Below are 24552 nucleotides of genomic sequence, written 5' to 3' on the forward strand. Positions count from 1 at the left end.
TTTGTTATTTCGGCGAACCCATTTGTTATTTCGGCGAACCCATTTGTTATTTCGGCGAACCCATTTGTTATTTCGGCGAACCCATTTGTTATTTCAGCGAACCCATTTGTTATTTCAGCGTGTCCATAACCGTTTTTGGGCTTTGATTGATAAATCTGGGAGAAATTGTTTCCAAAATAGCACCTACGACTTTAGAGTGTTGAAATACAGCAGATTGCAACAGGCATGAGGTACAGATCATCGTAGGGGCACTGTTGTGCCCCTACCCGTGTACTTCATTTACCTGCAATACGCTGTAACTCAAATAGGTATTTATCTGAAGGCGAGGTATGACAACAAACTTTAGTCGGCGCGAATTTATCTTGTTTGGTTCAGCAGGGTTTACTGCAAGCTTACTGCTGCAAGCTTGCAGTAATAAGCCGACAACACCAACAGCAATAACAACGGGTGGTGCTGAAGGGTTTAAAATAGCGATCGCTCTCCCTGGAATGATTACCGACAAAGGCTGGAATCAATCTGGTTATGAAGGAATCAATTTAGCAAAACAAAAGCTAGGTACAGAAACCGCCTATGTAGAAAAAGTAGCACAAGCAGATCAAACAGAAGTATTAACAGATTTTGCTCGTAAAGGCTACAATCTCATCTTCGCGCACGGCGGACAATTTGATGCCGCACTTGAACAAGTCGCCTCACAGTTCCCCAACACATTTTTTGTAGGTGTGAATGGTAATCTCAAGGGGGAAAATATTGCTTCTTTACGAATAGATCACCTACAAGCTAGTTATTTGTGTGGGATTATCGGTGCTTCTATCACTAAATCTAATAAATTAGCTTATATTGCTGGAGAGAAGTTTCCCGCTACCGAGGGAGAACTGCGGGGATTTGAATTAGGGGCAAAATCTGTTAAACCAAATATCCAAATTACTTCTACTTTTACGGGCGATTGGAATGATGTTGCCAAAGCCAAGGAAGCGACTCTGGCATTAATTTCTTCTGGTGCTGATGTTATCTATCAATGGTTAGATAATGCCTCAGCCGCAGTTTTACAAACAGCAGGTGAAAAAGGAGTATATGCTTTTGGTAACACAAATGATCAATTAGACGTTGCACCAAAAGCTGTCTTAACTAGCGCTGTCAAACGCTTAGATTTAGCTATAGTTTACATAGCAGAACTAGCTAAACAAAAAGAAATTAAAGGACAAATATATACAATTGGGCTAGAAAGAACAGATATCTTATTTTTAGGAAAATTCGGGGCAATCATACCGGAAGCAGTTAAGCAAAAGGTATTGAATGTAAAACAAGAGATTGTTAATAAAAAAATCGTTTTTGAAGACTGTAAAGAGGCTGGTAAAAATACACGCTGCGCGAAGAAAACGACAACATAGGTTTAGTATACAGATATATAGAACCCCACCCCCAACCCCCTCCCCGCTTGCGAGGAGGGGGCTATGATGTGCATCATGTGATTATGAAACGCTATACACACTCTACGTATACTGTTCCCTGCTGTATCAGTTTTGTGAACATGAACTATTTACGCTTGCAAAATATTACCAAATTCTTTGGTTCTTTTATCGCTAACGACAATATTAATCTCTCTGTTGCATCTGGAAGCATTCATGGAATACTAGGCGAAAATGGTGCAGGTAAGAGTACTTTAATGAATATTATTAGTGGACTCTATCAACCTGATGCTGGTGAGATTTACCTGCAAGAACAACCTATAAAAATTACCTCACCAAAGGAAGCAATTAAATTAGGCATTGGCATGATTTACCAACACTTCATGCTTGTACCAAAATTGACTGTCACAGAAAATATAATCTTAGGAACTGAGAAAACTTGGCGGCTAAATCTACGAGATAAACAGCAAGAAATTGCTGCCTTATCCCAAGCTTATGGATTAGAAATTGACCCCACTGCCAAAGTAGAAAATTTATCTGTTGGGGCACAACAACGGGTAGAAATTCTCAAAGTTCTTTACCGTCGAGCAAAATTGTTGATTCTTGATGAACCTACAGCAGTTTTGACACCGCCAGAAGTAGAATCATTAATTACTATTTTGCGCCAATTGGCAGCCGCAGGCAACACAATTATTTTTATCAGTCATAAATTAGAAGAGGTAATAAATCTCTGTGATTCAGTAACAGTTTTACGCCAGGGAAAGGTAGTAGGAACAACATCAACTGAAGCAGCAACACCTCAGCAATTAGCAACATTAATGGTAGGACGGGAAGTAGCTTTCCAGTTAAATAAGAATCCTATATTACCAGGAAAAATCATCCTGTCGGTGCAAAATTTGCAAGTTGCTGATGAAAGAAATATTCCTGTTGTAAATAATGTATCTTTTGAACTGCGGGCGGGAGAAATTTTAGGAATTGCTGGTGTGGATGGGAATGGACAGCGAGAATTAGCTGATGCCATCGCTCTTTTGCGGACTATTAAGCAGGGTAAAATTGAGTTTACGCCCAAACAAAATTCCTTAGTGGGCTACATCCCAGAAGATAGGCAGACAATGGGATTGGTGTTGCAATTTAGCATCGCCCAAAACTTGATTTTAAAAGCTTTTAAATATTTGCCATTTTGTCGTCGTTTTTTGTTACAACAAGAAGCGATCGCTAATCATGCCCAAACTGCTATGCAAGAGTTTGACATTCGGGCGAATGGGAAAGATATCTTGGTAAGTCAGCTTTCGGGAGGAAATCAACAAAAAGTGGTGTTAGCGCGAGAACTGGCGCAAAAACCAGCTTTAATTATTGCCATGCAACCCACGAGGGGGTTAGATGTAGTGGCGACAGCAGCCGTCCATTCTCGAATATTAACAGAACGCGATCGCGGTGCGGCAATTTTGTATATTTCTACTGAGTTAGAAGAAGTGATGACAATGAGCGATCGCATTGCCGTAATCTATAGAGGTGAGTTTGTGGCTATTTTGGATGCAGCCACGGCGAAGGTGGAAGAAATTGGTTTGTTGATGGCTGTGGGAAGAAATAGAGGATAAAATGCCGAGTCTTTATATCATCGGTGGTGCAAATGGTTCAGGAAAAACTACTGTTTCAATGAGTTTGTTACCGAATTTTTTAGACTGCTTTGAGTACGTAAATGCAGATGCTATTGCTGCTGGACTATCTCCATTGAACCCCGATTCAATGGCTATGGAAGCAGGCAGATTAATGATTATGCGACTGCGGACGTTATCTAATTCAGGTAGTGATTTTGCTTTTGAAACTACGCTAGCAGCTAGAAGTTTTGCATCTTTTATTATTGGTTGTAGAGCAAAAGGCTACACAATTAATTTGATATACTTTTGGTTACAAAGCCTTGACTTAGCAGTAGAACGAGTAGCAGCAAGGGTTGCTAGTGGTGGACACTCGATTCCAAAAGATGTTATTCGTAGACGCTACCAACAGGGGCGAATAAATTTGATTTCTTTATACTTACCTTTGTGCGATGGTTGGATGATCTATGATAACTCTAGATCATCTCCCCTTTTCGTTGCTGAACGCATTATTCATCAACAGCCTATTATTTATATAAATGAGACTTGGAACCAAATTATAGAGGTATTAAATGACTGAAGAAGAGATGAAAAAGTTACATTGTAAAATTGATGCTGGAGTCAAAGCAGCAATTGCAGCAGCAATAGAACGACATCGTAAACTTGGTCAATCGATTAGTATTATGCAAGATGGGAAAATTGTAACTTTAACTGCTGATGAAATTACAGCTATTCAGGCAAAGAACATCTGATGGGAATTACATTAAATCTCAAATAGGTATCTCCCTATGTATTGGAAAAAATCAAAAAACATCCTGACTTGGCAGGATTATTTTTAGATGCAAAATACTTAGAAGATTCACTATTTTGGCAAGAGTTTACAATAATGGAACGTGATGAGATTGATTGGTTCCATGAGGCAATTAATTTTGTACAAGAGAGACTAGATAAATTCCAAAAAGATAAAACTGAAGAATTTGAAAAAATCAAGTACGATATTCCTTTGATTATTAATGAAGGTAAAAGTGAATATTTAGACTTAGATAAAATGTGGCAACCAATAATTTTTTTACTTACGGGATATGACTTTTACGATCAAGCATTATATTTATCTAAATTAGTCGTTAGTCAAAATCCAGAAGATAATCTTCCTTTAATTAGGGCTGTAATAGGCAGTAATGGAATCGAACATGATGAACGTGACTATCCATTGTTATACTTTAGTGATGATGAAGTCAAAAAAATAGCCAATGCTTTATCCAGTTTTTCTATTGAGACTATTAGAAAAAGATTACAATTTAGAGGTTTAGAAGAAGATAGCTATCATCATTTATATGAATACGCATATAATCCACTTGTGAGATATTACCAAGATGCCGCTGAGAAAGGAAATGCAATGTTTCTCCACTTCGGTTAGATAAATATTGGCAATCATCGCATCATGATCGCAACTAATCGCATGAAATTCCTGTTACCAATCCTATCACCGCTAATTGCGATCGTCTCTGCCCTCATCGTCGGTGCTATCCTCATGTTAATTGCTGGGGCAAATCCCATCACCGCATACAGCATCTTATTTCAAGAATCTCTCTCTACCTACTTTGGATTTGGTAACACCCTCACAAAAATGACACCGCTATTATTCACCAGTTTAGGCGTGTTAATGGCGTTGCGGGCTGGGCAATTTAATATCGGTGGGGAAGGACAAATTTATCTGGGTGCGTTGGGAAGTACTTTAATTGGGTTATACGTGCAAGGATTACCTGCGGTGATTCATATCCCCTTAGCACTTTTGGCAGGATTTTTCTTTGGTGCAGTTTGGGGTGGGATTCCTGGTTATCTCAAAGCAATGCGCGGAGTGAATGAGGTAATTACTACCTTGTTGCTAAACTATATCGCCGTGAATTTAATTAGCTACCTCGTCCAAAATCCATTAATGGCAGCAGGTGCGCCTAGTCCTTATTCGCCATTAATTGCCAAAACAGCCCGATTGCCGATTATATTACCACAAAGCCTCGCCCATGCGGGGATTTTATTCGGTTTAATTGCCGCCGGGATTTTATGGGTATTGTTAGTGCGATCGCCTCTAGGTTATCAAATTACCGCAGTAGGATTTAACCCAATTGCCGCCCGTTATGCCCACATATCTGTTGAACGTACCATTATGCTAGTGATGGCTGCTGCGGGTGGTTTAGCTGGGTTAGCTGGGAGTTGTGAAGTGATGGGGTTGAAATATCGGCTATTTGAACAAGTTTCACCAGGTTATGGATTTGATGCCATTGCGATCGCTTTTTTAAGTCGTGGTAGTGTTGTCGGTGTAGTCTTCACCTCTTTGTTTTTTGCAGCGCTTCGCAGTGGTGCGAATGTAATGCAACGTAGTGCAGGTGTGCCGGGAACTGTGGTTTACGCGATTCAGGGTTTTATGGTGTTATTTATTGCTATCAGTTTCGCCGTGGAGAGAGAAATAAGAGTAAAAACGCAAAGAAACGCAAAGGTTTAACGCAGAGAAAACTCTGCGAAACTTTGCGCTTCTCTCTGCGAATCTCTGCGTTTAAAAATTCATTTTGACGGTTAGAGAGACGCGATAAATCGCCGTCTCTACAAGGAATTTATGCATCAATTATTTATTGACAGACTACTATGAATAATCTCAACTTCTTCTCTGACTACTTGGTAGCTACTTTGCGTCTAGCTGTCCCCTTGGGATTTGCTGCCCTTGGAGGATTGTACTCGGAACGATCAGGGGTGTTAAATATCGCCTTAGAAGGGATGTTACTTACTGGCGCTTTTACTAGTGCTGCTGCCACTTTCTCCACTGGTAATCCCTGGCTGGGTATCCTCGCATCCTTGATTGCTGGGGGATTAGTCGGACTACTCCATGCTTTTTTGTGTGTAACTTTACGTGTCGATCAATTGGTGTCTGGGCTAGCAATTAATCTTGTCGCAGCTGGGCTAACATCGTTTTTGGCCCGGTTAGTGTTTAATGGCAGTAGTACACAGCAGTTACCTGGAATCGGGACAATTATTATTCCTGGTTTAGCCAATATTCCCCTGATGGGGGCGCTACTATTTCAGTCAGATATTTTAGTATATTTACTATTTATATTAGTTATCTTAACTACATATATTTTATTTAAAACTAGCTTTGGGCTGACATTGCGGGCTGTGGGAGAATCTCCTAAAGCTGCTGCCACGGCTGGAATATCAGTACCATTTGTCCGTTATATCGCAGTGGTGATTAGTGGTTGTCTTGCGAGTTTAGGAGGTGCTTATTTAACTTTAGTACAGGTAAGATTTTTTGCCGAGGGGATGAGTGCTGGTAAAGGATTTATTGCGATCGCAGCATTAATTTTTGGCAGATGGCATCCTATAGGTAGTGCTTTGGCTTGTTTGCTATTTGGGGCTACAGAAGCTTTACAACTGCGAATTCAGGCATTAGGGGCAAATATCCCTTACCAATTTTTAGTAATGCTACCTTATGCGATCGCTTTATTGGCATTAGTCGGTAAGTTTGGGAAATCTACACCCCCGAAAGCTTTAGGTACTCCCTACTTTGGAGAAAATGAATAAAATTAGGTAAGTAAAAATTTAACTTAATCTTATCCTTTTGTTGATTTGTTCTTAGTTGTGCTGAGACTTTTCATCCAATATATTCTACTTAATCAGTATTAAATCTTCTATAAAAATCCAATTCCATTTTTGAAAAGCTTGACTAATATTAACTTTGAGCGTTCTAAATCAGAACCTCAGTATACTTAACAAGATTCATACCGGATTCTTAAGAATTCTATGTGATATTGTCAAAGTAGATTTCAATATTTCAGCCTGACTGTTTGGTATCGTACTCACTAAAGCAGGATAAACTCTATGTATCGATTCCAGATCAATGCATACACGCAAACTGGTGAATCCATCGGTCTGGTCGGTTCTACTCCAGAGTTGGGACTGTGGGATATCAAAAAATGTGTCCACCTGCGAACAAGTGGCGATCGCTATCCTTCATGGTGGACAGATACAGATATTGAAATTCAAGAGTCAGGCGATGTCTCACGACAAGCCACTTCGTGTCTACGCCAGAGAGTTGAATACAAGTATGTACGTTTCGATGCCAACGGTAACGTCCAATGGGAGAGTTTACTAGATACAAATCGGTGGATACCGATTGATTCTCAGGATGATTCAAACACGATTATTGTGGATGATGGTGCATTCGGTTATTTACAATCTTACCCCTTTGGATACATTGAAAAATCGGCTGTGAAGATGCCCGTGGAACAAGGGGCTGAGAGACTCAAAATCGCCGTCATTGGCAGTTCCGTCGCATTAGGTCATAAAGCCTGGTTTTTGAAAGGTTGGATCTGGTTGTTGGCACAGGCTTTAGAGCAAAAATATGGGCATCAACTAGTGAATGTGTCAGAGGTGGGGGCGAATGTTAGCAAAACGATCGCTAGATTCCCTTCAGTTGTCACCCCAGAACAACCGGATATCGTGATTATTGCTTTATCTCTGGGCAACGAGGGATTAGCCTACTGTTCACCTCACGAACGGCGGGCAGTACAACGGCGGTTTGAAAGTGGCTTGCAGCAGTTAGTAAAAATGACACGGGACATCGGCGCAATTCCGATTCTGGGGGGGGTGTATCCCAATGGCGATTATTCTCTGGAGCATTACCGGCTGCTCCAAGATACACACAAGCGGATGCTAAGTTGGGACGTAACTGTACTAGATTGGTTGGTAGCCGTGGATGATGGACAAGGACGATGGAAAGCGGGGACATCCTTCGATCCGGCTCACCCAAACACTCTCGGTCATCGCCTCATGTATGAGCAGATCGACCAGCACCTATTCGATATCGACAAAAACGAACTGACAAAAGAAAAACACCGTTTCCAGCAACCGAATGAGTTTCCCGTCTACTTTGACAATGCTGGCTTTCATATCTCTGTGTGTATCGAAGAGAAGCGTTTACGGATCGTTAATTCATCACAATATGGTTACACGATCGCTCCTTATTGGCAGGAATTGCAAACTGCATTACAAAGTCGCGCAGGATTGATACCAGGTATTTACGTTGCTAAAAATACTCAGCCTGGAATACTCCCTTTCTTTGCCGTACAAGAAGATGGTGCGATCGCAACCACAGTAAATATCCCCCCTGGTGCTGACTTAGAATATAGCGCTGGCTTCAATCTCTTTTTGCCGAACAACTCACAAGTTTTATTCTATGACGGGCATCTAGGGATTTTGCAAGCAAACGAACGGCAGATATGGGCGATCAACGAATCAGATAACGAGTACAACATCCAGCCAATGTGGACAGAGGTTTGCAACGCACTTAAAGCCATGCCATCAGGTGTTTACGAAGATCCGCTACATCCCGACATTCCCTTTCGGACAATGATGATTGGCAAAGATGGGCTAGAAAGTCGGGTGAAAGCAGCACCTAAGTCTGCAATGTTTTTTCAATACAAATGTAAGTTATCAGATATTAGCCGTGTCGCCATTCTTCCTCTTGGCGATCGCTGTGCCGTCCGCATGATGCTGTATAAAATGGAATACGATGGCCCAGCCTTTCCCTTTGATCTAACACGTACAACTAATATTGCAGATGTTGCGGATGCCATTGAAAATGGTTTTTATGATATGTGGAATCCTGCCTTTCTGCACTATAGCCCCGATGCAGGTAGAATTTACCATAGTAAGTGGTCAGGTTTATCTTTTGCCCATGAAGTCGAGGAGACTGACGATCCGATAAACGATATGTTTCCCGTTCATGAACGGATGCGCGTTCGATATACGGCACGTTCTGAAAGGTTTTGGTACGCATTGCAGCACTGTGACAAAGTGCTTTTTGTTCGTACAGGAATTAGCGATCGCGGTGGCGTAATCGATCTGGTCGAAAAGCTAGAAAAAAAATGTCAGGGGAAGCCATTTCATCTCTTGCTACTTTCTCCCCAAAACGATGATGAGTTTTTAGACCTTCCCAATGTGCTGCACTACAATGTGGAGTTTAACCCCGATCGCATGTATGACGATTTGGGACACTGGATGTATTGCACAGAAGTGATGCGAGGAATTCTAGAATCTCTTGGGGTGTCTAGTAAAAACCTCTTTTGGTGTCCGCCGAAAACACCCAAAGGGGTAAGAAATTAGTTAAGTGTGATGCTGATTCCAAAATCAGTTTTGTTACTACTAAACTCAAATGTCCCTGAATATGAGCATCAGAAAAACATAAATAAATACTAATATCTTTATAGTTATATATAAATTAATAGTTAAATAATCTTAGGAGAAATAAAAATACCTGGATCTAAATCGGCAGTGGTACTTGCTCGATAGACTGATGCAGATCCTCTCTAAACCTAGAAGAAATAGCTGCAGCTAATTAAGTTTGTCATTGGGCATTGGGCATTGGGCATTGGGCATTAGTTATTTATTCTTTCTCCCTCATCTCCCTCATCCCCCTCATTCTCCCTCATCCCCTTCATCCCCCTCATTCTCCCTCATCCCTTCACTCATTCATTGGAAAGCAACTCAATGGTTTTTCTATTACCTGGTGTCAAGTTTGATCTGGATCTGATTCAAAAGTACGACACTCGCGCACCTAGATATACTAGCTACCCGCCTGCTACAGAGTTAAGCGAAACATTTACTGAAACTGATTTTAAGGCCGCGATCGCAGCATCAAATCAACGCCAAACTCCACTTTCTTTGTATTTCCACATTCCCTTTTGCCAAAGTGCTTGCTACTTCTGCGGCTGTAACACAGTAATTTCCAACAACAAAAATATTGCTAAACCTTACGTGGAGTCTTTGGTTCAAGACATCAAAAACACCGCAGCTTTAATCGATTCCAACAGAAAAGTGTTGCAAATCCATTGGGGAGGCGGTACTCCTAATTACTTGGAGCATCACCAAGTAGAATTTTTATGGAAAAACATCAATCGCTATTTCAACATCGATCCAGAGGCAGAAATTTCAATTGAGATTAATCCCCGCTATATCGATAAAAACTACATCTTCTTTTTGAGAGAGATTGGGTTTAATCGCATTAGTTTCGGCATTCAGGATTTTAATCCCCAAGTTCAAGTAGCTGTGAATCGTGTTCAGCCAGAAGAAATGCTCTTTGATGTCATGAGTTGGGTTAAAGAAGCTAAATTTGAAAGTGTGAATGTAGACCTAATTTATGGTTTACCATATCAAACCCGTGAGACATTTCAAGAAACGGTGAAAAAAACAATTGAATTAGATCCTGACCGAATTGTTGTTTTTAACTTTGCCTATGTTCCGTGGCTCAAACCCACACAAAAAAATATTCCTCAAGAGGCGCTACCACCAGCCGAGGAAAAGTTAGATATTCTGAAAATGACCATTGAAGAATTGACCAATAACCAATATTTATTTATTGGGATGGATCACTTTGCTAAAACTAATGACGAACTAGCGATCGCTCAACGCAATGGCACTCTAAAACGCAATTTTCAGGGCTACACTACCCACGCAGAGACAGAGTTATTGGGCTTTGGTTCTACATCCATCAGTATGCTAGAAGATGCTTATGCTCAAAATCACAAGGAATTAAAGGATTATTATCAGACAATTGCATCAGGTAATTTACCTATTAGCAAAGGTGTCAAGCTGACTCAAAATGATATTATCAGGAGGGATGTAATTATGGGGATTATGTCTCACTTTCAATTGCATAAGCAAGATATTGAAAACAAATATCAGATCAAATTTGATGAATATTTTTCTGAGGAACTAGAAGCGTTAAAACCACTAGAAGCTGATGGTCTGGTCAGTTTATCAAAAAATGAGATCCAGATTACAGACATCGGTAGATTACTAGTCAGAAATATTGCGGTTATATTTGATACTCACACTAAAATGCGAGAGACAAAATTCTCCCGTGCTATTTAAAACAGTCGTTGATTCTGCCTAACCCTGTTGAGCTATAAGCTTACTTAATCATACAAGTTACATCATAGCCCCCTCCTCGCTTGCGGGGAGAGGGTTGGGGGTGGGGTTCAGTACCTCACTCAACTGAGAACCGCTATAATTAATTTTTCAGCATTACAGCATTAATTTAATTTTTAAATAAAAAGGATCAAAAATAAATTTTATTAAATCTTGCTCAACTTGATAACTAAATATTTTTCCGACATCTTCAAAAAGTTAGATAGCATAATCACACCTTCAGATAGATATAGCTGAATTAAGATTAAAAACCTCTACCAAAAATCGGAAAATGTGTTAACTTCAAAGTTTCACAAAAACCTAGAGATTAACTAATTTATGATTTATTTTGTTGCCAAAAAATCATTGAGAATTTTTATGCTATAAAGGCTAAATCACTAAATGCAAACTTCCATTCAAATTTTGATGTAAACTCTTTTGTCTAACTTTTGGATTTATCATTTACCCCATCTGGTAGAAAGAATCTGGAATCAGAGTTGATAACTTAGAGACAAGTGAGATTGTTGAAGTAGTTATTCGCAGTAAGCAACACTGAAATGACTACTATATTTTATTGGTCTTGTACTATACCAGGTTGAAAAGCTATCAAATATCAAATTAGCTCTCTCTGAAAAATACTAAAAAGACCAATAATCCACTTTTCTAACATCATAATTTTTGGAAGTGTAAATCTATGTTTTTTCACAAAAAAGAGCCTATTCATGCAGTTAACGTTAGTGAAGCAAACCCTCGTTTTGCTCAGTTACTTCTAGAGCAGTTTGGCGGTGCGACTGGAGAACTTAGTGCTGCATTGCAATATTGGGTTCAATCATTCCATGTAGAAAATGCTGGAATTAAAGACATGCTCCAAGACATTGCAATCGAGGAATTCAGCCATTTAGAAATGGTTGGTAAACTCATTGAAGCTCATACTAAAAATGTGGATCAAACCGAGGCTTATAAGAGTACTCTATTTGCAGTTCGAGGAATTGGGCCTCATTTTCTAGATAGCCAGGGTGTTGCTTGGACTGCAAGCTACTTGAACGAGGGTGGAGATGTCGTGCGCGATTTAAGAGCTAATGTTGCAGCAGAAGCTGGCGCTCGTCAGACTTACGAATCATTGATAAAATTAGCAACTGACAAAGGAACCGAAGAGACTTTAGTCCATCTCTTAACACGAGAAATTTCTCATACCCAGATGTTTATGAAAGCTCTAGATTCGCTGGGTAAATTGACAGATCCATTCTTTGGTAATGTTAAGCCAGATGAAACTGTTGCTCTCTACTACAACCTATCGACAAATGGTGATGGCAAAGATGAGCGTGGCCCTTGGAATTCTGAGCCAGATTTCAAATACATTGCTAATCCCCTAAAAAGTCACTCTTAATTCTATCTAGACTTCCGCAATTCCTTTGTTTGCAACCTGACTTTTCACGGTATCTGGAAAACCTCTCTCTAAATCTCTCTCCTTTTAGGAGAGAGACTTTAAATTTTCCCCCTTCCCTCTCTTCTCTACGAGAGGCTTCGCCAACGAGACGCTACGCGAACGTAGGGAAGGGGGTTAGGGGGTTAGGTTTTTCTACATAATGTGAAAAGTCAGGTTTGCAACAACGAAGTTTGCTAATTAGTGCAAACCACATCTATCGTAGGGGCAATTCATGAATTTCCCCTACGATACATTATTCTGTGTGGCTAGTCTTAACCATCCATAAAATCACGAAATTGTGGGGGGATCGAGTTTTATCCGACTCGTCTTTGGACGACAGGGGCTTCCCCAACAAACCTGTCCAGAAGGCATATTAGTCAAAACAGTACTACGAGCGCCAATCACAGCATTAGCCCCAATTTGCACTCCTGGCCCAACGAAACAATCTGCTGCTATCCATGCACCATTGTTAATGGTGATACTCGCTGTTTTTAACCCAAAAGCAGGATCTTGGATATCGTGACTACCAGTACACAGATAACTTTTTTGAGAAACTACGCAGTGTTCACCGATGTGGATCTGATCGAGGCTGTATAAAACTACGTTATCTCCAATCCAACTGTAGTTGCCAATGGTAACTTTCCAAGGATAGGTAAAGCGGGCGGTGGGTCGAATTAATACACCTTTGCCGATATTAGCGCCAAATAGCCGTAGCAAGGCACAACGCAGAACATTTACCGGTTGAGGAGTGAGGGGAAATGCGATCGCTTGTACAAGCCACCATAACAAAACATACCAGCTTGGCCGCCCCCGATCAAACCAAGATTGGTCATATTTGCGTAAATCTACGAAAGGTTGGTCATTTGTCATTTGTCATTTGTCATTGGGCATTGGGCATTGGGCATTGGGCATTTGTACTGAGCGAAGTTGAAGCATTGGGCATTGGGCATTGTTATTCTGCTCCCTCATCACCCCACCTCCCTCATCTCCCTCATCTCCCTTATCTCCCCATCTCCCTCCTTCGGGATAGTTGCAGTATTTAAGTGACCACCACAGCTGCGTAATTCGTAAAGTTTAACGCCAATTTGATATTCATATTGACTCAGCAAGCGTGCATAAATATATCCAGCTTTGCCATCCAAAAAACCGCGTTGAATTATATAAAATAAAACAAACCGTAAAAAAGGTTTAAATGGCAGGTGTACCCACACTTTTTTCAAAAAGCGCTTGCGTTGCACTGCATCACCAAAGAGATTTGCGCCGATGGTGCCGCTATCATCTTTACCTGTGAGAGTATTAAAATAAACGCTGGCTTCCCAGTTGGAATAACGGTTATGACGTTCTAACCAGTGATAAAGGTCGCGGAAGTCCTCATGGAGCATATCATTTTTGAGATACCCAACTTTGCCCTGCAAAATCACATGTTCGTGAACTTCGTTGTCGCCAGTGTTGGGAATATCTTCTGTATGTAGGTTTTCGTAGCGGCCTTTTTTATGCTGAAATAAACGGAGATTCCAATCGGGATATTTCCCACCATAACGAATCCATTTTCCTAAGAAAAATACGCGGCGGTTGAGATAATAACCTGTATATTCCTCATTTTTAATTGCTTGGTCAATTTCTTCCCACAGTTCTGGGGTAATGCGTTCGTCGCAATCGACAATTAGCACCCATTCGTTACGGAAAGGGAGATTCTCTAAAGACCAATTTTTCTTTTTCGGCCAGCGTCCATTGAAGTTGAATTGCACGACATTTACACCGTGACTTTTGGCAATTTCAATGCTGTTGTCGGTACTTTGAGAGTCTACTACAAATATTTCATCTGCTCTGCTGACGCTAGCGAGGCAGGCTGGCAAGTTTGCTTGTTCGTTTTTTGCTGGAATTAGTACTGAAACTGGTATTTTAGATGACATATCACTATAAATTATGTTATTGGTTATTTCTTATTTGATGTGAATAAAAGACCTTGAATAGCAGCATTTAAATAGCCAATCTGACCGTAAGCATATACAAGTTTGTCAAACCGTTCTGCTGGATCGGAAAAATATTGCAATGCTTTATACAAGCCACGCACAAACCGTTCGCTACCTCGCTGCAATTGAGCGATTCCAGCTTTACCAGCGAGTTGTTCTCGATAACATTCACTGATACCCTGCCACCAGCCTCGGTTTAAAAACCAGGTGCGTTGTAGACGTTCTGGGGCAACATTGTGAGCAACTAGCGCTTCGGGAAGATAAGCGACTTGCCAACCACGCTGTAGGGCAAATTCGGTCATTTGCAGTTCTTCATTAGATAATAGATTTTTCCCCACTCGACCGAGATGAGGATCGAAACCGCCAATTTCTTCTAGGAAACTGCGGCGGATGGAGTAATTTAAGCCTCTGGGTGTTAAGCCAGGTTGCTCGATGTAGATGTTACTATCACCCAAGTCGTATGCACCCAAATTTGCAGCTAGTCCTGGAGATAGCCACCGTGGTTGTTCGATTCCTGGGGGCCATAAGAGAGTGACTTTGCCACCTGCGATCGCTAGTTTAGAATTATTGTCATAGGCAAAATATAAAACTTGTAGCCAACCCTGGCTAGCAACAGCATCGTCATCCAAATAAGCAAGAATGTCACCACTAGCTACTTTTGCGCCTGTGTTTCGGGCGACAGATAAACCGATAGTGGGTTCAAATACATACTTCAGGCGCGGATTGTGGGCCCTTTGTTCTACAACCTCACGGGTGCGATCGCTAGATCCATTATCAACTACCACGATTTCAAAGTCAGCAGCTAAATCCTGCGCTAAAAGACTATCAATTGCAGCCCCTAAATAGGTATCTCGATTGTGGGTACAGATAATGGCAGAGATTTGGATGTCTGGCATAGATTTTATTTTGGATTTGAGATTTGGGATTTTAGATAAAAATCTTAAATCCAACGCATACCTGCTGAGAGTTAATCTAAACCAAAAATTACCGACCCACCAACCGAGTTTCTTCGGAAATAATCTTTAAAACTTTACGTTTGTTGAATATGACTGTGTAAAACTACAAGTGTTTGAGCCAGTTGACTCAGGCGGGTTTCTAAAGATTGCTTGCGCCCCAACAGTTGACGTAACTTTTGGTAACGTGCGATCGCCATACTAACATTAGGAACTTGATCCGCCGGACATGGGCGCGACCAGACTTTACCAGCATCGTCTACACCACAGAGGCGGTAGCCATTAATCGATGATTTATAAGATACTTTCCCACCAGTGGCGCAAATTTCTTCTACGTAGTTCATTAGGCGGTCAACTTCTGCATGGCGCAATGTTGCGGTTCCTCCCGCTTCTGGTTCGCTGGGATTGGATTCTAACCAGCCATTGACAATTGGCCCTTCTAAGTAAATATCCTGAATTTGCTTCAAAATATTTTGCAATTCTATTTGCCAACCGGCGACAGTTTCCTGAATTTCTTGCAATAGATTCATCGCCAATGCTGGATTTGCTCCGTGGCGATGGTTACTAAAGTTCGGAGTTTTCAACTTAGGTAGGCTGGGTGTTTTGCCGCCATCCTCTTGTGTTTGAAAGGTTTGCACAGAGTCATGGTGAGGAAAGAAATTTTGCTCAGGAGGATAATTACTCTCAATATCTACACCCAAATCAACTGTTTGTTCTTCCTGAGAGGATGTAGTTTGTGTATTTTCTGCGGATTCGTTGGCTCCGACACTGATTCTAAAGGAAAAAGGCCGTTTTGTTGTCGAATCTCCTGCTTCTGCGGCAGTGGCAGTGCCGCGATTCCCCAAATCGTGTAGAGTTGCTTCTATGCGTTTTAAGCCTGCGTTCATAAAGACATCCTAAATTTTGCTGTCCCCAATGGTGTTAAGTAATTAAAAATGGGGTTGTTGGGATTTTCGGCTTTTGCCAGTTGTGACACCAATCTAATTCTTAATTCGTAAGGGTTTTTACCTGGTGCATGATGACCGTAGTCCTGTTTGCGGTGGGGTTTCAATCCTAACTGGAAACAGAATTATGAATTATAAATTTTGAATGGTGCTGGTGCTAATTTTATCCCTTAAAAGTTATTTGAAACCAAAAATCTTACCGATAAAGTAAAAACTGTAGTGATAAATTTCAACTAGCTACTTATTTTGGGACTGACGCAAAAAGTCAGTAAAATCCTTGATTTACCGTAGGGGCAATTCATGAATTGCCCCTACGGTGTATAGTTTTGCGTAAGTCCTATTATTGTTAAAATACTCAGGAAACAACTTTGGGTAAAGTCATTTTAGTTACAGGGCCAGCACGATCTGGTAAAAGTGAATGGGCGGAAACTCTGGCTATGCACTCAGGGAAAGCAGTCGTTTACGTAGCAACAGCCACCGATAACCTAGACGATCGAGAATGGCATCAACGCATTTTAGAACACCAACAACGCCGTCCCCAAGACTGGGTAACTCTATCAGTACCTGTAGAACTGTCTGCTACCCTCGCCGATGCCAAACCCTATACCTGCCTTTTAGTTGATTCTTTAGGAACTTGGGTTGCTAATCTCTTAGAGGAGGACGAATCTAGCTGGAAAAATATCGTTGCGGAGTTATTAGAGACGGTGGATCTGGTTGCTGCTGATATCGTGTTTGTAGCAGAAGAGGTGGGTTGGGGTGTAGTACCAGCTTATCCCCTTGGGAGGATGTTCCGCGATCGCTTGGGTTCTTTAGTGCGCCAGCTAGCTGCACTTAGCGAAACTGTTTATTTAGTTACTGCTGGTCATGTTCTCAATCTCAGTGTCCTTGGTTCACCATTACCAAACAGAGATGATCCTGGAGTATTCAGGAATCAAGATTCTTAACTATTAATTTAAATTAATCCAAAATCCAAAATCTAAAATCTAAAATTATCTTATGGCAACCAAACAAGAAGTTAGAGAATACCTTGCCTACTGGTTTCAGTTAGGTAAGAAAGTGATTACGAACAACGGTAAGACAAGCATTTTGCCGCTATCGGTGCTAAATGGCGATCGCTATAGTGAAGAATTTGAGGAGTGCTGGCAAAAAATTATTTCGCCGGAATCAGGTGATTGTTACCTAGAGGGTACGCAAGAAACCATTGCCGAACTGTTGACACCAGCCTGGGATATGATTCCTTGTGGTCGTTGCAGTATGCCAGTAGCCGCGCGAAACATCGGGATGCCAGCATTGTTATGCCCCTGCAATGATTTACCTAACTGGCCTAATACCGAATTACCAGCACCGCGAGAGGCAATTAAAACTCAAGATCAACTCAAAAGAATTTGCGATCGGCTTGTAGATAATATTGCTTAAACAAAGAATCAATTCCCCTAGTAACGTAGATTAAATAAAATGCAAAACTTCATCCTCTCTCTAGCTTCCCTCTCCTTTATAAGGAGAGGGATTGAGGGTGAGGTAAGTGAGTGACATAAACTGTATGTTATTTAATTCTTGTTCATTAGTTCACTTTGCTGGTTGAGAACTTGGTGATGGACAAGTTTTATTAGCAAAATCACACTGATAAATATATGGTTCTTGCCAACTCAAGGGAATTTCTAATAAATCTCGCGTTCCTGTCATACCTTGTCCAATAAATAGCAACAAAGCAATGCAGTTTAAAATTGTATGGACGATCCGCCAACGATTAGATTTATCTTGATAAATATCTTGAACAATCGCTAATGAAAAAATCATTAGCAGTGCTGCCGTAATACCAATATAATAATGTGACCAGTACCACTCATTGGTACGGCGAAATACTCCATCTTGACAGCCTAATATTACTAAACCTGCACCAGCTAAAGTTGCAAAAACTGCCCGCCACACTCGTTGCCTTGCCCGATAAAGAAATACTAAAGAGGCGATGGTAGCAGCCAATATTAATAAGATAAAAACAACTTGAAAAGGTGTTTTATTCAATAATTGATTTTTGATAATATTTTTGCCAATAGGATAGCTTAATCCAATTAAAGTTAACGCAACAACTGCACTTGTTAGCCATTCACCCAATTGCTTATGTTCTCCACCAACCACTGGGGGAATTTTGCTTTTACTCCCGGCTAAGATTTGCAATCGGCGTTGGCGTGTTTGCCAGGCAAAATTAACCACTGTCCCGATAAGCGGAAACACAAATATAATTGCGATCGCTGGATGTAAAAGACCAAGAAAATCTATTATTTGCATACAACACCTTTAAATTAATCTCAAATGACAATTTAAAGCATCCTAGTATCACTTAAATTAATTTTAGATAAGAATCTGTTGAATGTTTATTTTTGTTATTTTTATCTGAGTTTCAGAAAGCTAACAAGGTGTACGACGTATTAAGCGACTTCCAACCTACGACCCTTTTTTTCTAACCTGACATTCAGTTGCTAGATAATTTCGTCTTGCGGAGAATATCACGTTGGCGTACAGTGCGGGGTTTAGCTAGTTTCCAAACCGAATAATATTTGTCACTATAAACAATATCTGTCTTCAAATTATACTTTTTTTCTATTATTTCGCGCCAAGTATCTGAAGGATTGAATAAAAAAACATCAGCAAACCTATCAGGAATTTTGGGGATTTTTTGATTTTGAACCAGCAGAAATTGTACCTTTGGCTTCAAAAGATAGCTCAGAGAAAAAATATTTCCATAATTATTACCCAAAGCATCACTAATCAAAAGTGGGCGAGTAGTTTGATTGATGATTTGGGCAACTTGGGGATTACCATCGCTGATACCCTTATTCCACCAAGTTTCTGCTTGGGAATTAACTTTAGAAGAAATTAAACCACAAATAATTACCAATGCCACGATCGCATACCAAATACTCCGGCGTGACATGCTCCCATTAGATATTTGGGTAGCTAGTAAGTAAGCAACAGCTAATTGAATCCCTAAGTAAGATGGTATTAAATATGGATCGGTAGATGATTCTATACTGCCAGCCATTAAGTCTGGTATTCTTAGAGGCAGTACTGGCACTACAATTAATATAATGATAAACAACCAAACTTTATAGTTAGTTGTTTGGCAAAGGAAATAAATTGAATATGCTATAAAAGTTAAAGAAATTATTTTAATTAAATAGCTAAAACTATTTTCTAATCTAATGTCTATATCAAAAAAAATACGGCTTAATTGCATAAAGAAAAATTCCAATACAGGCATGAAAGATGACTGCGTTGTTGTCTTATCTGCTGAAATCAAAAATTGGAAAAAGTCACCTATTACAGCCGTTAGCCAAGGCATGAAGGCTAAAAAACCTACCAGTGATGCTAGCAAATAAGTTCTGACAGTTTGGGATAACTGGAATCTGGCAGCAGTAATCACGTAAATTCCGTGAGCAACTGCTATAAATCCACTCCAAAGAAATGTATAAAGACTAATTGCCAAAGTTACTGCATAAATGCTCCAGGTAGCGAATAAATCTGGTCTTTGTTGTTTTTTTATTAGCTCATCTTCTAGCCGCATTGCTCGCAACAGAGAGGCGCTAGATAGTAATATGGTGACTAACCAGAGAATATATTCTTGTGCTTCTTGGGCGTATACTAGTTGAATTGGAGAAATTGCCATAAGTGCGATGGCTACGCCCGCCGCAGGCATCGCTACACCAGAAACTGATAGCGGCACATTAAATAATTCTCGGCATAGCCAATAGACGCAAGGAAAAACCAGCAAACTGATTAAAGCAGATAAACTTCTGATTGCTGTCACCGAATTACCGAAAATTTCCAACCACAATCTAGCTATTACATAATAAAGCGGTGGATGCAAAGAATCTTTCTTAGCCAAAGTCATGATTGTATCATTTAAGCTTTTTTGATTTACACCTTGAAACTGAGCAAAACTTTCTTTGCCAATGACACTACCATTAAATAGTTTATTTTGTGCTTCAGTTCTCGTATAACCCGAAATACGTAATAAGGTATAAGTTTCATCATGAGAGAAAATCTTGGTATCAAGGTTAAAAAAGCGAAACAATATACCCATTGTCAATAAGAAAATAATTAAAAATCGCAACCAACTCGGAGCAAGTTTGAGATGGTGCATAAGTATTTTTCCCAATATTTTGTCTGAAATAATCCAGTGCCACAGCTACGCCCATCATGATAATTCGTCATTACGAACTACGTTCGCGGAGCGTGCCGGAGGCTCTATTACGAATTAGTAATTATATCTAAGTCTGTTCATTACACAATCTTAAGAGGCATTAGGATTAAAGATAATTTTTACAATATTTGATAATGCCATCTTGCAAAGTCTTTAGTATTAGATATGGTTAAAAAATCAATAGTCTTGAAGTGTCGGTCGATAGCGGGAATACTGCATATTTTAGCTCCAATATTCAAGTATGCCTGCAAAATTTTAGGAATTTCAACATTATATGAATCTGGACAACTTTGAGGCAGTTCTAGACAAGATTGTGAATTTGGATAAACCAAAATACTTGGATGCATCAAACCATGTTGCTGAAAATAATCATAAGTGCAAGTAGCTTTAGAAGGACATTGTGTTAGTAATGATGCACAGCCAAAAAAATATTGATTTTTACTCCAGATAAGATAATTTGCTAGCCCTTTCCATAATAGTAAAAGTGCCTGACTGTTGCGGTATTCTTTAGCTATACATGCCCGCCCAACTTCAACTGATGCCTGAAGCACAGAATTGGGAATTGCATTAAGATTAAATATATCGGCAGCATCAAAGCCTAATCTTTGAGAAGCCATTGTATAGGTTTGCATCCGATAAGTTCCAATGGTTTTACCCGTTTGTTTGGAAATCATGATTAAATGATGACAAACCGCATCAAACTTATCTATATCCATCTGGGTAAAGTTAGAAGCAGAAAATCCTAAGCCTAGTTCTAAATTAAAAACTTCAAAGCGCAACCGAAAAATTGATTTTAATTCTTCTTCGGTTGAAGCCAGCCATAGGGTATATTTTTCAGTTTGAAGGACGGGAAAATCTTCAATAGAGGGAGGAGGATTCAGTGAGTAATTGATGTTGCGTCCAGAAACTTCCATCTATCTTCCTACTTAGATTTGCGAAAATATCCTACTAGGATTTAGGCACTATACAAATAGCTCACATTATGCATTAATGTGTCGAACTGTGATTGAGACACTTTTTGATAAAATAACCTCTAAAGAACTTTCTTACTCTTTCGGATTAGAGGTAGAATACTTTTATTATGGGCATTAATTCCTAAAAAATCTGACAATAAGATACAAAATTTTCCTTTGATATAGGCTATAGATGCAATTTAAATAGGACTTATGCAGAACTACACGTGATAGGGGTAATTCATGAATTACCCCTACCGGAGAATCTACGTTTGGACTATTTTTTGGGTAAGTCCTGTTAAAGAAGAGGATAAGAGGAAAGCCCCTAGATGAATCCAGGGGCTTGGATAGTTTTGATTGTGATAGCTGCGGTATTCTCGTTGCGATCGCCACTGGAAAGGGCGGGAAGCAATCTGCGGTAGATGCACTCTAAAATACTTAATTAATTACGGTGATTATTGTTGTAGTGAACCCTTGTACCTGCCCACAGCAACTTCTCCCGCAACGTCTGATAGTAAGAATTGTTCTCGCGCAAAATAATAAATTTAGCCCGACACTCTGCCATCCGCACATCAACGCGGTGTCCTGGCCAAATTGAAGTCCCTAACACCCCATCTGTCCACAACTTGGTACTCAAGTCATAATCCCCCAAAGGCCAAATACTCACCACAGAACCAGGGGGTAAAACGAGGGGACGACTAGAAAGGCTCATTGCACAAATGGGAGTGATGGTAAGCGCCTCCATACCATCGTGCATAATCGGCCCATTAGCAGAAACGGTGTAACCAGTAGAACCTGTGGGAGTGGAAATAATCAATCCATCCCCAACATACTGATCGACTACCTCACCGTCAATTTCCATTTCTAGAATTGAGGTAATCATTCGGTCAGCAGAGGCGGGTTTGACACAAAATTCATTCAAAGCCAGGTAACGCTCACTCACTGGTTCCAAATTAGACCCGTGACCCTCATATACCGCAGCTTGTAACATCATCCGTCGTTGGATAGCATAGCGATCCTCAAACAGTCGATCCCAAACTTTCTCTGTATCCTGAAACTCTTCCACCGACTCAGTTAAAAACCCCAGATGGCCTCCCACATTCACTCCCAGAATCGGGATGCCGGCTGGGGCTAAATGTCTGGCACCAGTTAAAACAGTGCCATCGCCACCGAGTACCAAGGCGAGATCGATTGGTTGAGCCGCCGAAGCCAAAAAGACAGGATAGGGGTTGTCTTTCGGCCCACTAGGCCCCATCAACACCTGGCACTCGCGGCTTTCTAGTTGTTTAGCACAGATTTCTGCCCATTCTTTACTTCGGGCATCCCGCGCTTTATAAGCAATGATTACCTGCTTGAGTTGCACGCACAATTACCACTTCAGGAGATTAAACTGCTCCATATCGACGGTATCGCGGTTGCGATAAATGGCCAGCACGATCGCTAAACCCACCGCCGCCTCGGCCGCGGCCACGGTAATCACAAATACTGTGAAAACCTGACCCTTAATTAATGTTGAGTCGAGGAAGTTGGAAAATGCCATTAAATTCAGATTAACAGCGTTGAGAAGTAATTCAATTGACATCAGCACCCGCACGGCGTTACGGCTGGTAATTAAACCGTAGATGCCGATGCAGAATAAAGCTGCTGCTAGTAATAAAAAGTACTGGAGTTGCATGAATCTGAGTATCCCTCCTGAAAAAACTGGCTTTTTGTCTGCGAATGAAGTCGCAAATATTACTCTTTTGTTTCGCTGGTTGTTGATACCAGTTCTCTGGGGCGTTCTTGCAAAGTCAAAACAGTTTGCCCCGATTCGGATGGTGTCAATAGGTCTGGCAAATACTCACGACGTGCCAAAATAATTGCTCCTACCATCGCTATCAGCAGCAAAATGGAAGCCAGTTCAAAAGGTAGTAAAAAGTCAGTGAAAAAATGTTCTCCAATCACAACTATAGAGCTTTCACCACCCACTACGGGAGCAGTTGAGTAAGCCCAAGGAGTAGCCAGCACCATCGTACTTAAAAGACCAAACAATCCTACGCTGACTAGACCTGTTAGTAATTTCCGCACCCAAGAGTTAGGAAATGCGACAAAATCCTCCCGCTTGTTCACCAACATAATGGCAAACAAAATCAGTACGTTAACCGCCCCAACGTAAATTAGTATTTGTGCAGCTGCAACAAAATCACCATTTAGCAATAGGTAGATTCCTGCCATGCTGATGAACACACCCCCCAGCAAAAAGGCAGAATAGACGATGTTGGAGAACAGCACCACACCAATGGCCGACCCAATCATCATCACGCCCAGTATGCCAAGGGATACTAACTGTACTCCTTCTGCTAGATTCACTGTTTTTTGTCCTTAGTCAATCAATTTTGGATTTTAGATTGCCGATTTTAGATTTTTCTTTGAATCCAAAATCTAAAATCTAAAATTTGCATGGTCATTAGTCATTGGTCATTATTAGTCAAATGACAAATGATATTTATTTTTCTGTTTGTTCTACCAAGTCTTCTGGACGCGCACCTGCACGTGGCGCATCTGCGGGTACTCCGTGGGGTTCGAGGACACCTTTGGGTAGATAAACTAGTTCGCGCAGTGGTGTAACCATTGGATCATCTGTTACCTTATAGGGCAGACGACCTAGTGCTACGCTGTCATAATTCAATTCATGGCGATCGTAAGTGGCAAGCTCATACTCTTCTGTCATGGATAGACAGTTAGTGGGGCAAAATTCCACACAATTACCGCAAAAGATACAAACTCCAAAGTCAATGCTGTAGTGGTTGAGTTTTTTCTTTTTGCTGGCTTTGTCGTATTCCCAATCGACTACAGGTAGGTTAATTGGACAAACGCGAACGCAAACTTCGCAGGCGATGCACTTATCAAATTCAAAGTGAATTCTACCGCGAAACCGTTCGCCAGGAATCAGCTTCTCATAAGGGTATTGTACAGTAATCGGTCGCCGCCGCATGTGGTCGAAGGTAACAGAAAGCCCCTGACCAATGTAACGCGCAGCTTGTATCGTTTCTTTGGCGTAATCACCAACTTGTTTTAGGAACTTGAGCATTTTGTGTCTCTCTCTTTTGAATTTTGGATTTTGAATTTTAGATTTTAGATTCAATCCAAAATCTAAAATCTAAAA

Annotated in this window: 24 protein-coding genes; 13 read left to right on the top strand and 11 right to left on the bottom strand. The window is 40.6% G+C overall.

Going from position 1 to position 24552, the window contains the following annotated elements; genetic code table 11:
* The 11 genes from V7K98_RS24340 to V7K98_RS24390 all read left to right on the top strand — a co-directional run.
* Nucleotides 1-229: hypothetical protein (locus V7K98_RS24340; protein WP_335026560.1), on the top strand; the 229-nt coding region annotated here is incomplete at its 5' end.
* Between the two features lie 100 nt (nucleotides 230-329).
* Complete coding sequence (locus tag V7K98_RS24345) at nucleotides 330-1388, top strand: BMP family protein (RefSeq protein WP_335026562.1); 1059 nt, start codon at nucleotides 330-332, stop codon at nucleotides 1386-1388.
* A 140-nt stretch (nucleotides 1389-1528) separates the two neighbouring features.
* Nucleotides 1529-3004 carry an ABC transporter ATP-binding protein gene (locus V7K98_RS24350; protein ID WP_335026564.1) on the top strand — a complete coding sequence of 492 codons (1476 nt, stop codon included), beginning with the start codon at nucleotides 1529-1531 and terminating at the stop codon, nucleotides 3002-3004.
* A 1-nt stretch (nucleotide 3005) separates the two neighbouring features.
* Nucleotides 3006-3581 (top strand): zeta toxin family protein, encoded by a 576-nt coding sequence (locus tag V7K98_RS24355; protein WP_335026566.1) that lies wholly within the window; start codon nucleotides 3006-3008, stop codon nucleotides 3579-3581.
* A complete protein-coding gene (locus V7K98_RS24360; protein WP_335026568.1) occupies nucleotides 3574-3753 on the top strand; it encodes a hypothetical protein in 180 nt (59 codons plus the stop codon). The genes V7K98_RS24355 and V7K98_RS24360 overlap by 8 nt, the downstream gene beginning before the upstream one ends.
* 41 nt (nucleotides 3754-3794) lie before the next feature.
* Nucleotides 3795-4418 carry a DUF1877 family protein gene (locus V7K98_RS24365; RefSeq protein WP_335026570.1) on the top strand — a complete coding sequence of 208 codons (624 nt, stop codon included), beginning with the start codon at nucleotides 3795-3797 and terminating at the stop codon, nucleotides 4416-4418.
* A gap of 24 nt (nucleotides 4419-4442) precedes the next feature.
* Nucleotides 4443-5501, top strand: a complete 1059-nt coding sequence (locus tag V7K98_RS24370) for an ABC transporter permease (protein WP_335026572.1) — start codon at nucleotides 4443-4445, stop codon at nucleotides 5499-5501.
* 140 nt (nucleotides 5502-5641) lie between these two features.
* The gene (locus V7K98_RS24375; protein ID WP_335026574.1) at nucleotides 5642-6571 is read left to right on the top strand and encodes an ABC transporter permease; all 930 of its coding nucleotides are present in this window, start codon (nucleotides 5642-5644) and stop codon (nucleotides 6569-6571) included.
* Nucleotides 6572-6868: 297 nt separating this feature from the next.
* A complete protein-coding gene (locus tag V7K98_RS24380; protein WP_335026576.1) occupies nucleotides 6869-9154 on the top strand; it encodes a DUF1796 family putative cysteine peptidase in 2286 nt (761 codons plus the stop codon).
* A gap of 384 nt (nucleotides 9155-9538) precedes the next feature.
* Nucleotides 9539-10921 (top strand): oxygen-independent coproporphyrinogen III oxidase, encoded by a 1383-nt coding sequence (hemN, locus tag V7K98_RS24385; RefSeq protein WP_335026578.1) that lies wholly within the window; start codon nucleotides 9539-9541, stop codon nucleotides 10919-10921.
* Between the two features lie 730 nt (nucleotides 10922-11651).
* Nucleotides 11652-12344, top strand: coding sequence for a manganese catalase family protein (locus V7K98_RS24390; RefSeq protein ID WP_335026580.1), 693 nt, complete (start codon nucleotides 11652-11654; stop codon nucleotides 12342-12344).
* Between the two features lie 327 nt (nucleotides 12345-12671).
* Here V7K98_RS24390 and hpsU read toward each other — a convergent pair whose 3' ends face one another.
* The 4 genes from hpsU to V7K98_RS24410 all read right to left on the bottom strand — a co-directional run bounded on the left by hpsU (nucleotide 12672) and on the right by V7K98_RS24410 (nucleotide 16196).
* Complete coding sequence (gene hpsU / locus V7K98_RS24395; RefSeq protein WP_335026582.1) at nucleotides 12672-13253, bottom strand: hormogonium polysaccharide biosynthesis acetyltransferase HpsU; 582 nt, start codon at nucleotides 13251-13253, stop codon at nucleotides 12672-12674.
* 98 nt (nucleotides 13254-13351) lie between these two features.
* A complete protein-coding gene (locus V7K98_RS24400) occupies nucleotides 13352-14296 on the bottom strand; it encodes a glycosyltransferase family 2 protein (RefSeq protein WP_335026584.1) in 945 nt (314 codons plus the stop codon).
* Between the two features lie 23 nt (nucleotides 14297-14319).
* The gene (locus tag V7K98_RS24405) at nucleotides 14320-15252 is read right to left on the bottom strand and encodes a glycosyltransferase family 2 protein (RefSeq protein ID WP_335026586.1); all 933 of its coding nucleotides are present in this window, start codon (nucleotides 15250-15252) and stop codon (nucleotides 14320-14322) included.
* 134 nt (nucleotides 15253-15386) lie between these two features.
* Entirely contained in the window at nucleotides 15387-16196 is an 810-nt protein-coding gene (locus V7K98_RS24410; RefSeq protein ID WP_335026588.1) for a hypothetical protein, read from the bottom strand.
* Between the two features lie 425 nt (nucleotides 16197-16621).
* On the opposite strand from V7K98_RS24410, the gene cobU reads away from it, so the two are divergent.
* A complete protein-coding gene (cobU, locus tag V7K98_RS24415) occupies nucleotides 16622-17197 on the top strand; it encodes a bifunctional adenosylcobinamide kinase/adenosylcobinamide-phosphate guanylyltransferase (protein ID WP_335026590.1) in 576 nt (191 codons plus the stop codon).
* A 52-nt stretch (nucleotides 17198-17249) separates the two neighbouring features.
* On the top strand, nucleotides 17250-17669 hold the full coding sequence (locus tag V7K98_RS24420; protein ID WP_335026592.1) for a hypothetical protein: 420 nt from the start codon (nucleotides 17250-17252) through the stop codon (nucleotides 17667-17669).
* A gap of 150 nt (nucleotides 17670-17819) precedes the next feature.
* Here the strand turns inward: V7K98_RS24420 and V7K98_RS24425 are convergent, their stop codons facing one another.
* The 7 genes from V7K98_RS24425 to ndhI form a co-directional block, all read right to left on the bottom strand.
* Nucleotides 17820-18539 carry a DUF4079 domain-containing protein gene (locus tag V7K98_RS24425; protein WP_335026594.1) on the bottom strand — a complete coding sequence of 240 codons (720 nt, stop codon included), beginning with the start codon at nucleotides 18537-18539 and terminating at the stop codon, nucleotides 17820-17822.
* Between the two features lie 184 nt (nucleotides 18540-18723).
* Nucleotides 18724-20394 (bottom strand): glycosyltransferase family 39 protein, encoded by a 1671-nt coding sequence (locus V7K98_RS24430; protein ID WP_335026596.1) that lies wholly within the window; start codon nucleotides 20392-20394, stop codon nucleotides 18724-18726.
* A 179-nt stretch (nucleotides 20395-20573) separates the two neighbouring features.
* Nucleotides 20574-21368: a GNAT family N-acetyltransferase gene (locus V7K98_RS24435; protein ID WP_335026598.1), complete on the bottom strand. Its 795-nt coding sequence runs from the start codon at nucleotides 21366-21368 to the stop codon at nucleotides 20574-20576.
* A 481-nt stretch (nucleotides 21369-21849) separates the two neighbouring features.
* Nucleotides 21850-22770 carry an NAD(+) kinase gene (locus V7K98_RS24440; protein ID WP_094346551.1) on the bottom strand — a complete coding sequence of 307 codons (921 nt, stop codon included), beginning with the start codon at nucleotides 22768-22770 and terminating at the stop codon, nucleotides 21850-21852.
* Between the two features lie 6 nt (nucleotides 22771-22776).
* Entirely contained in the window at nucleotides 22777-23082 is a 306-nt protein-coding gene (gene nuoK / locus V7K98_RS24445) for an NADH-quinone oxidoreductase subunit NuoK (protein WP_006199065.1), read from the bottom strand.
* A 59-nt stretch (nucleotides 23083-23141) separates the two neighbouring features.
* Complete coding sequence (locus V7K98_RS24450; RefSeq protein ID WP_335026600.1) at nucleotides 23142-23756, bottom strand: NADH-quinone oxidoreductase subunit J; 615 nt, start codon at nucleotides 23754-23756, stop codon at nucleotides 23142-23144.
* A gap of 136 nt (nucleotides 23757-23892) precedes the next feature.
* Nucleotides 23893-24477, bottom strand: coding sequence for an NAD(P)H-quinone oxidoreductase subunit I (gene ndhI, locus V7K98_RS24455; protein WP_335026602.1), 585 nt, complete (start codon nucleotides 24475-24477; stop codon nucleotides 23893-23895).
* Between the last annotated feature and the right edge of the window lie 75 nt (nucleotides 24478-24552).

It is taken from the genome of Nostoc sp. (genome assembly GCF_036917435.1).
In the GTDB taxonomy this organism is placed as follows: domain Bacteria; phylum Cyanobacteriota; class Cyanobacteriia; order Cyanobacteriales; family Nostocaceae; genus Nostoc.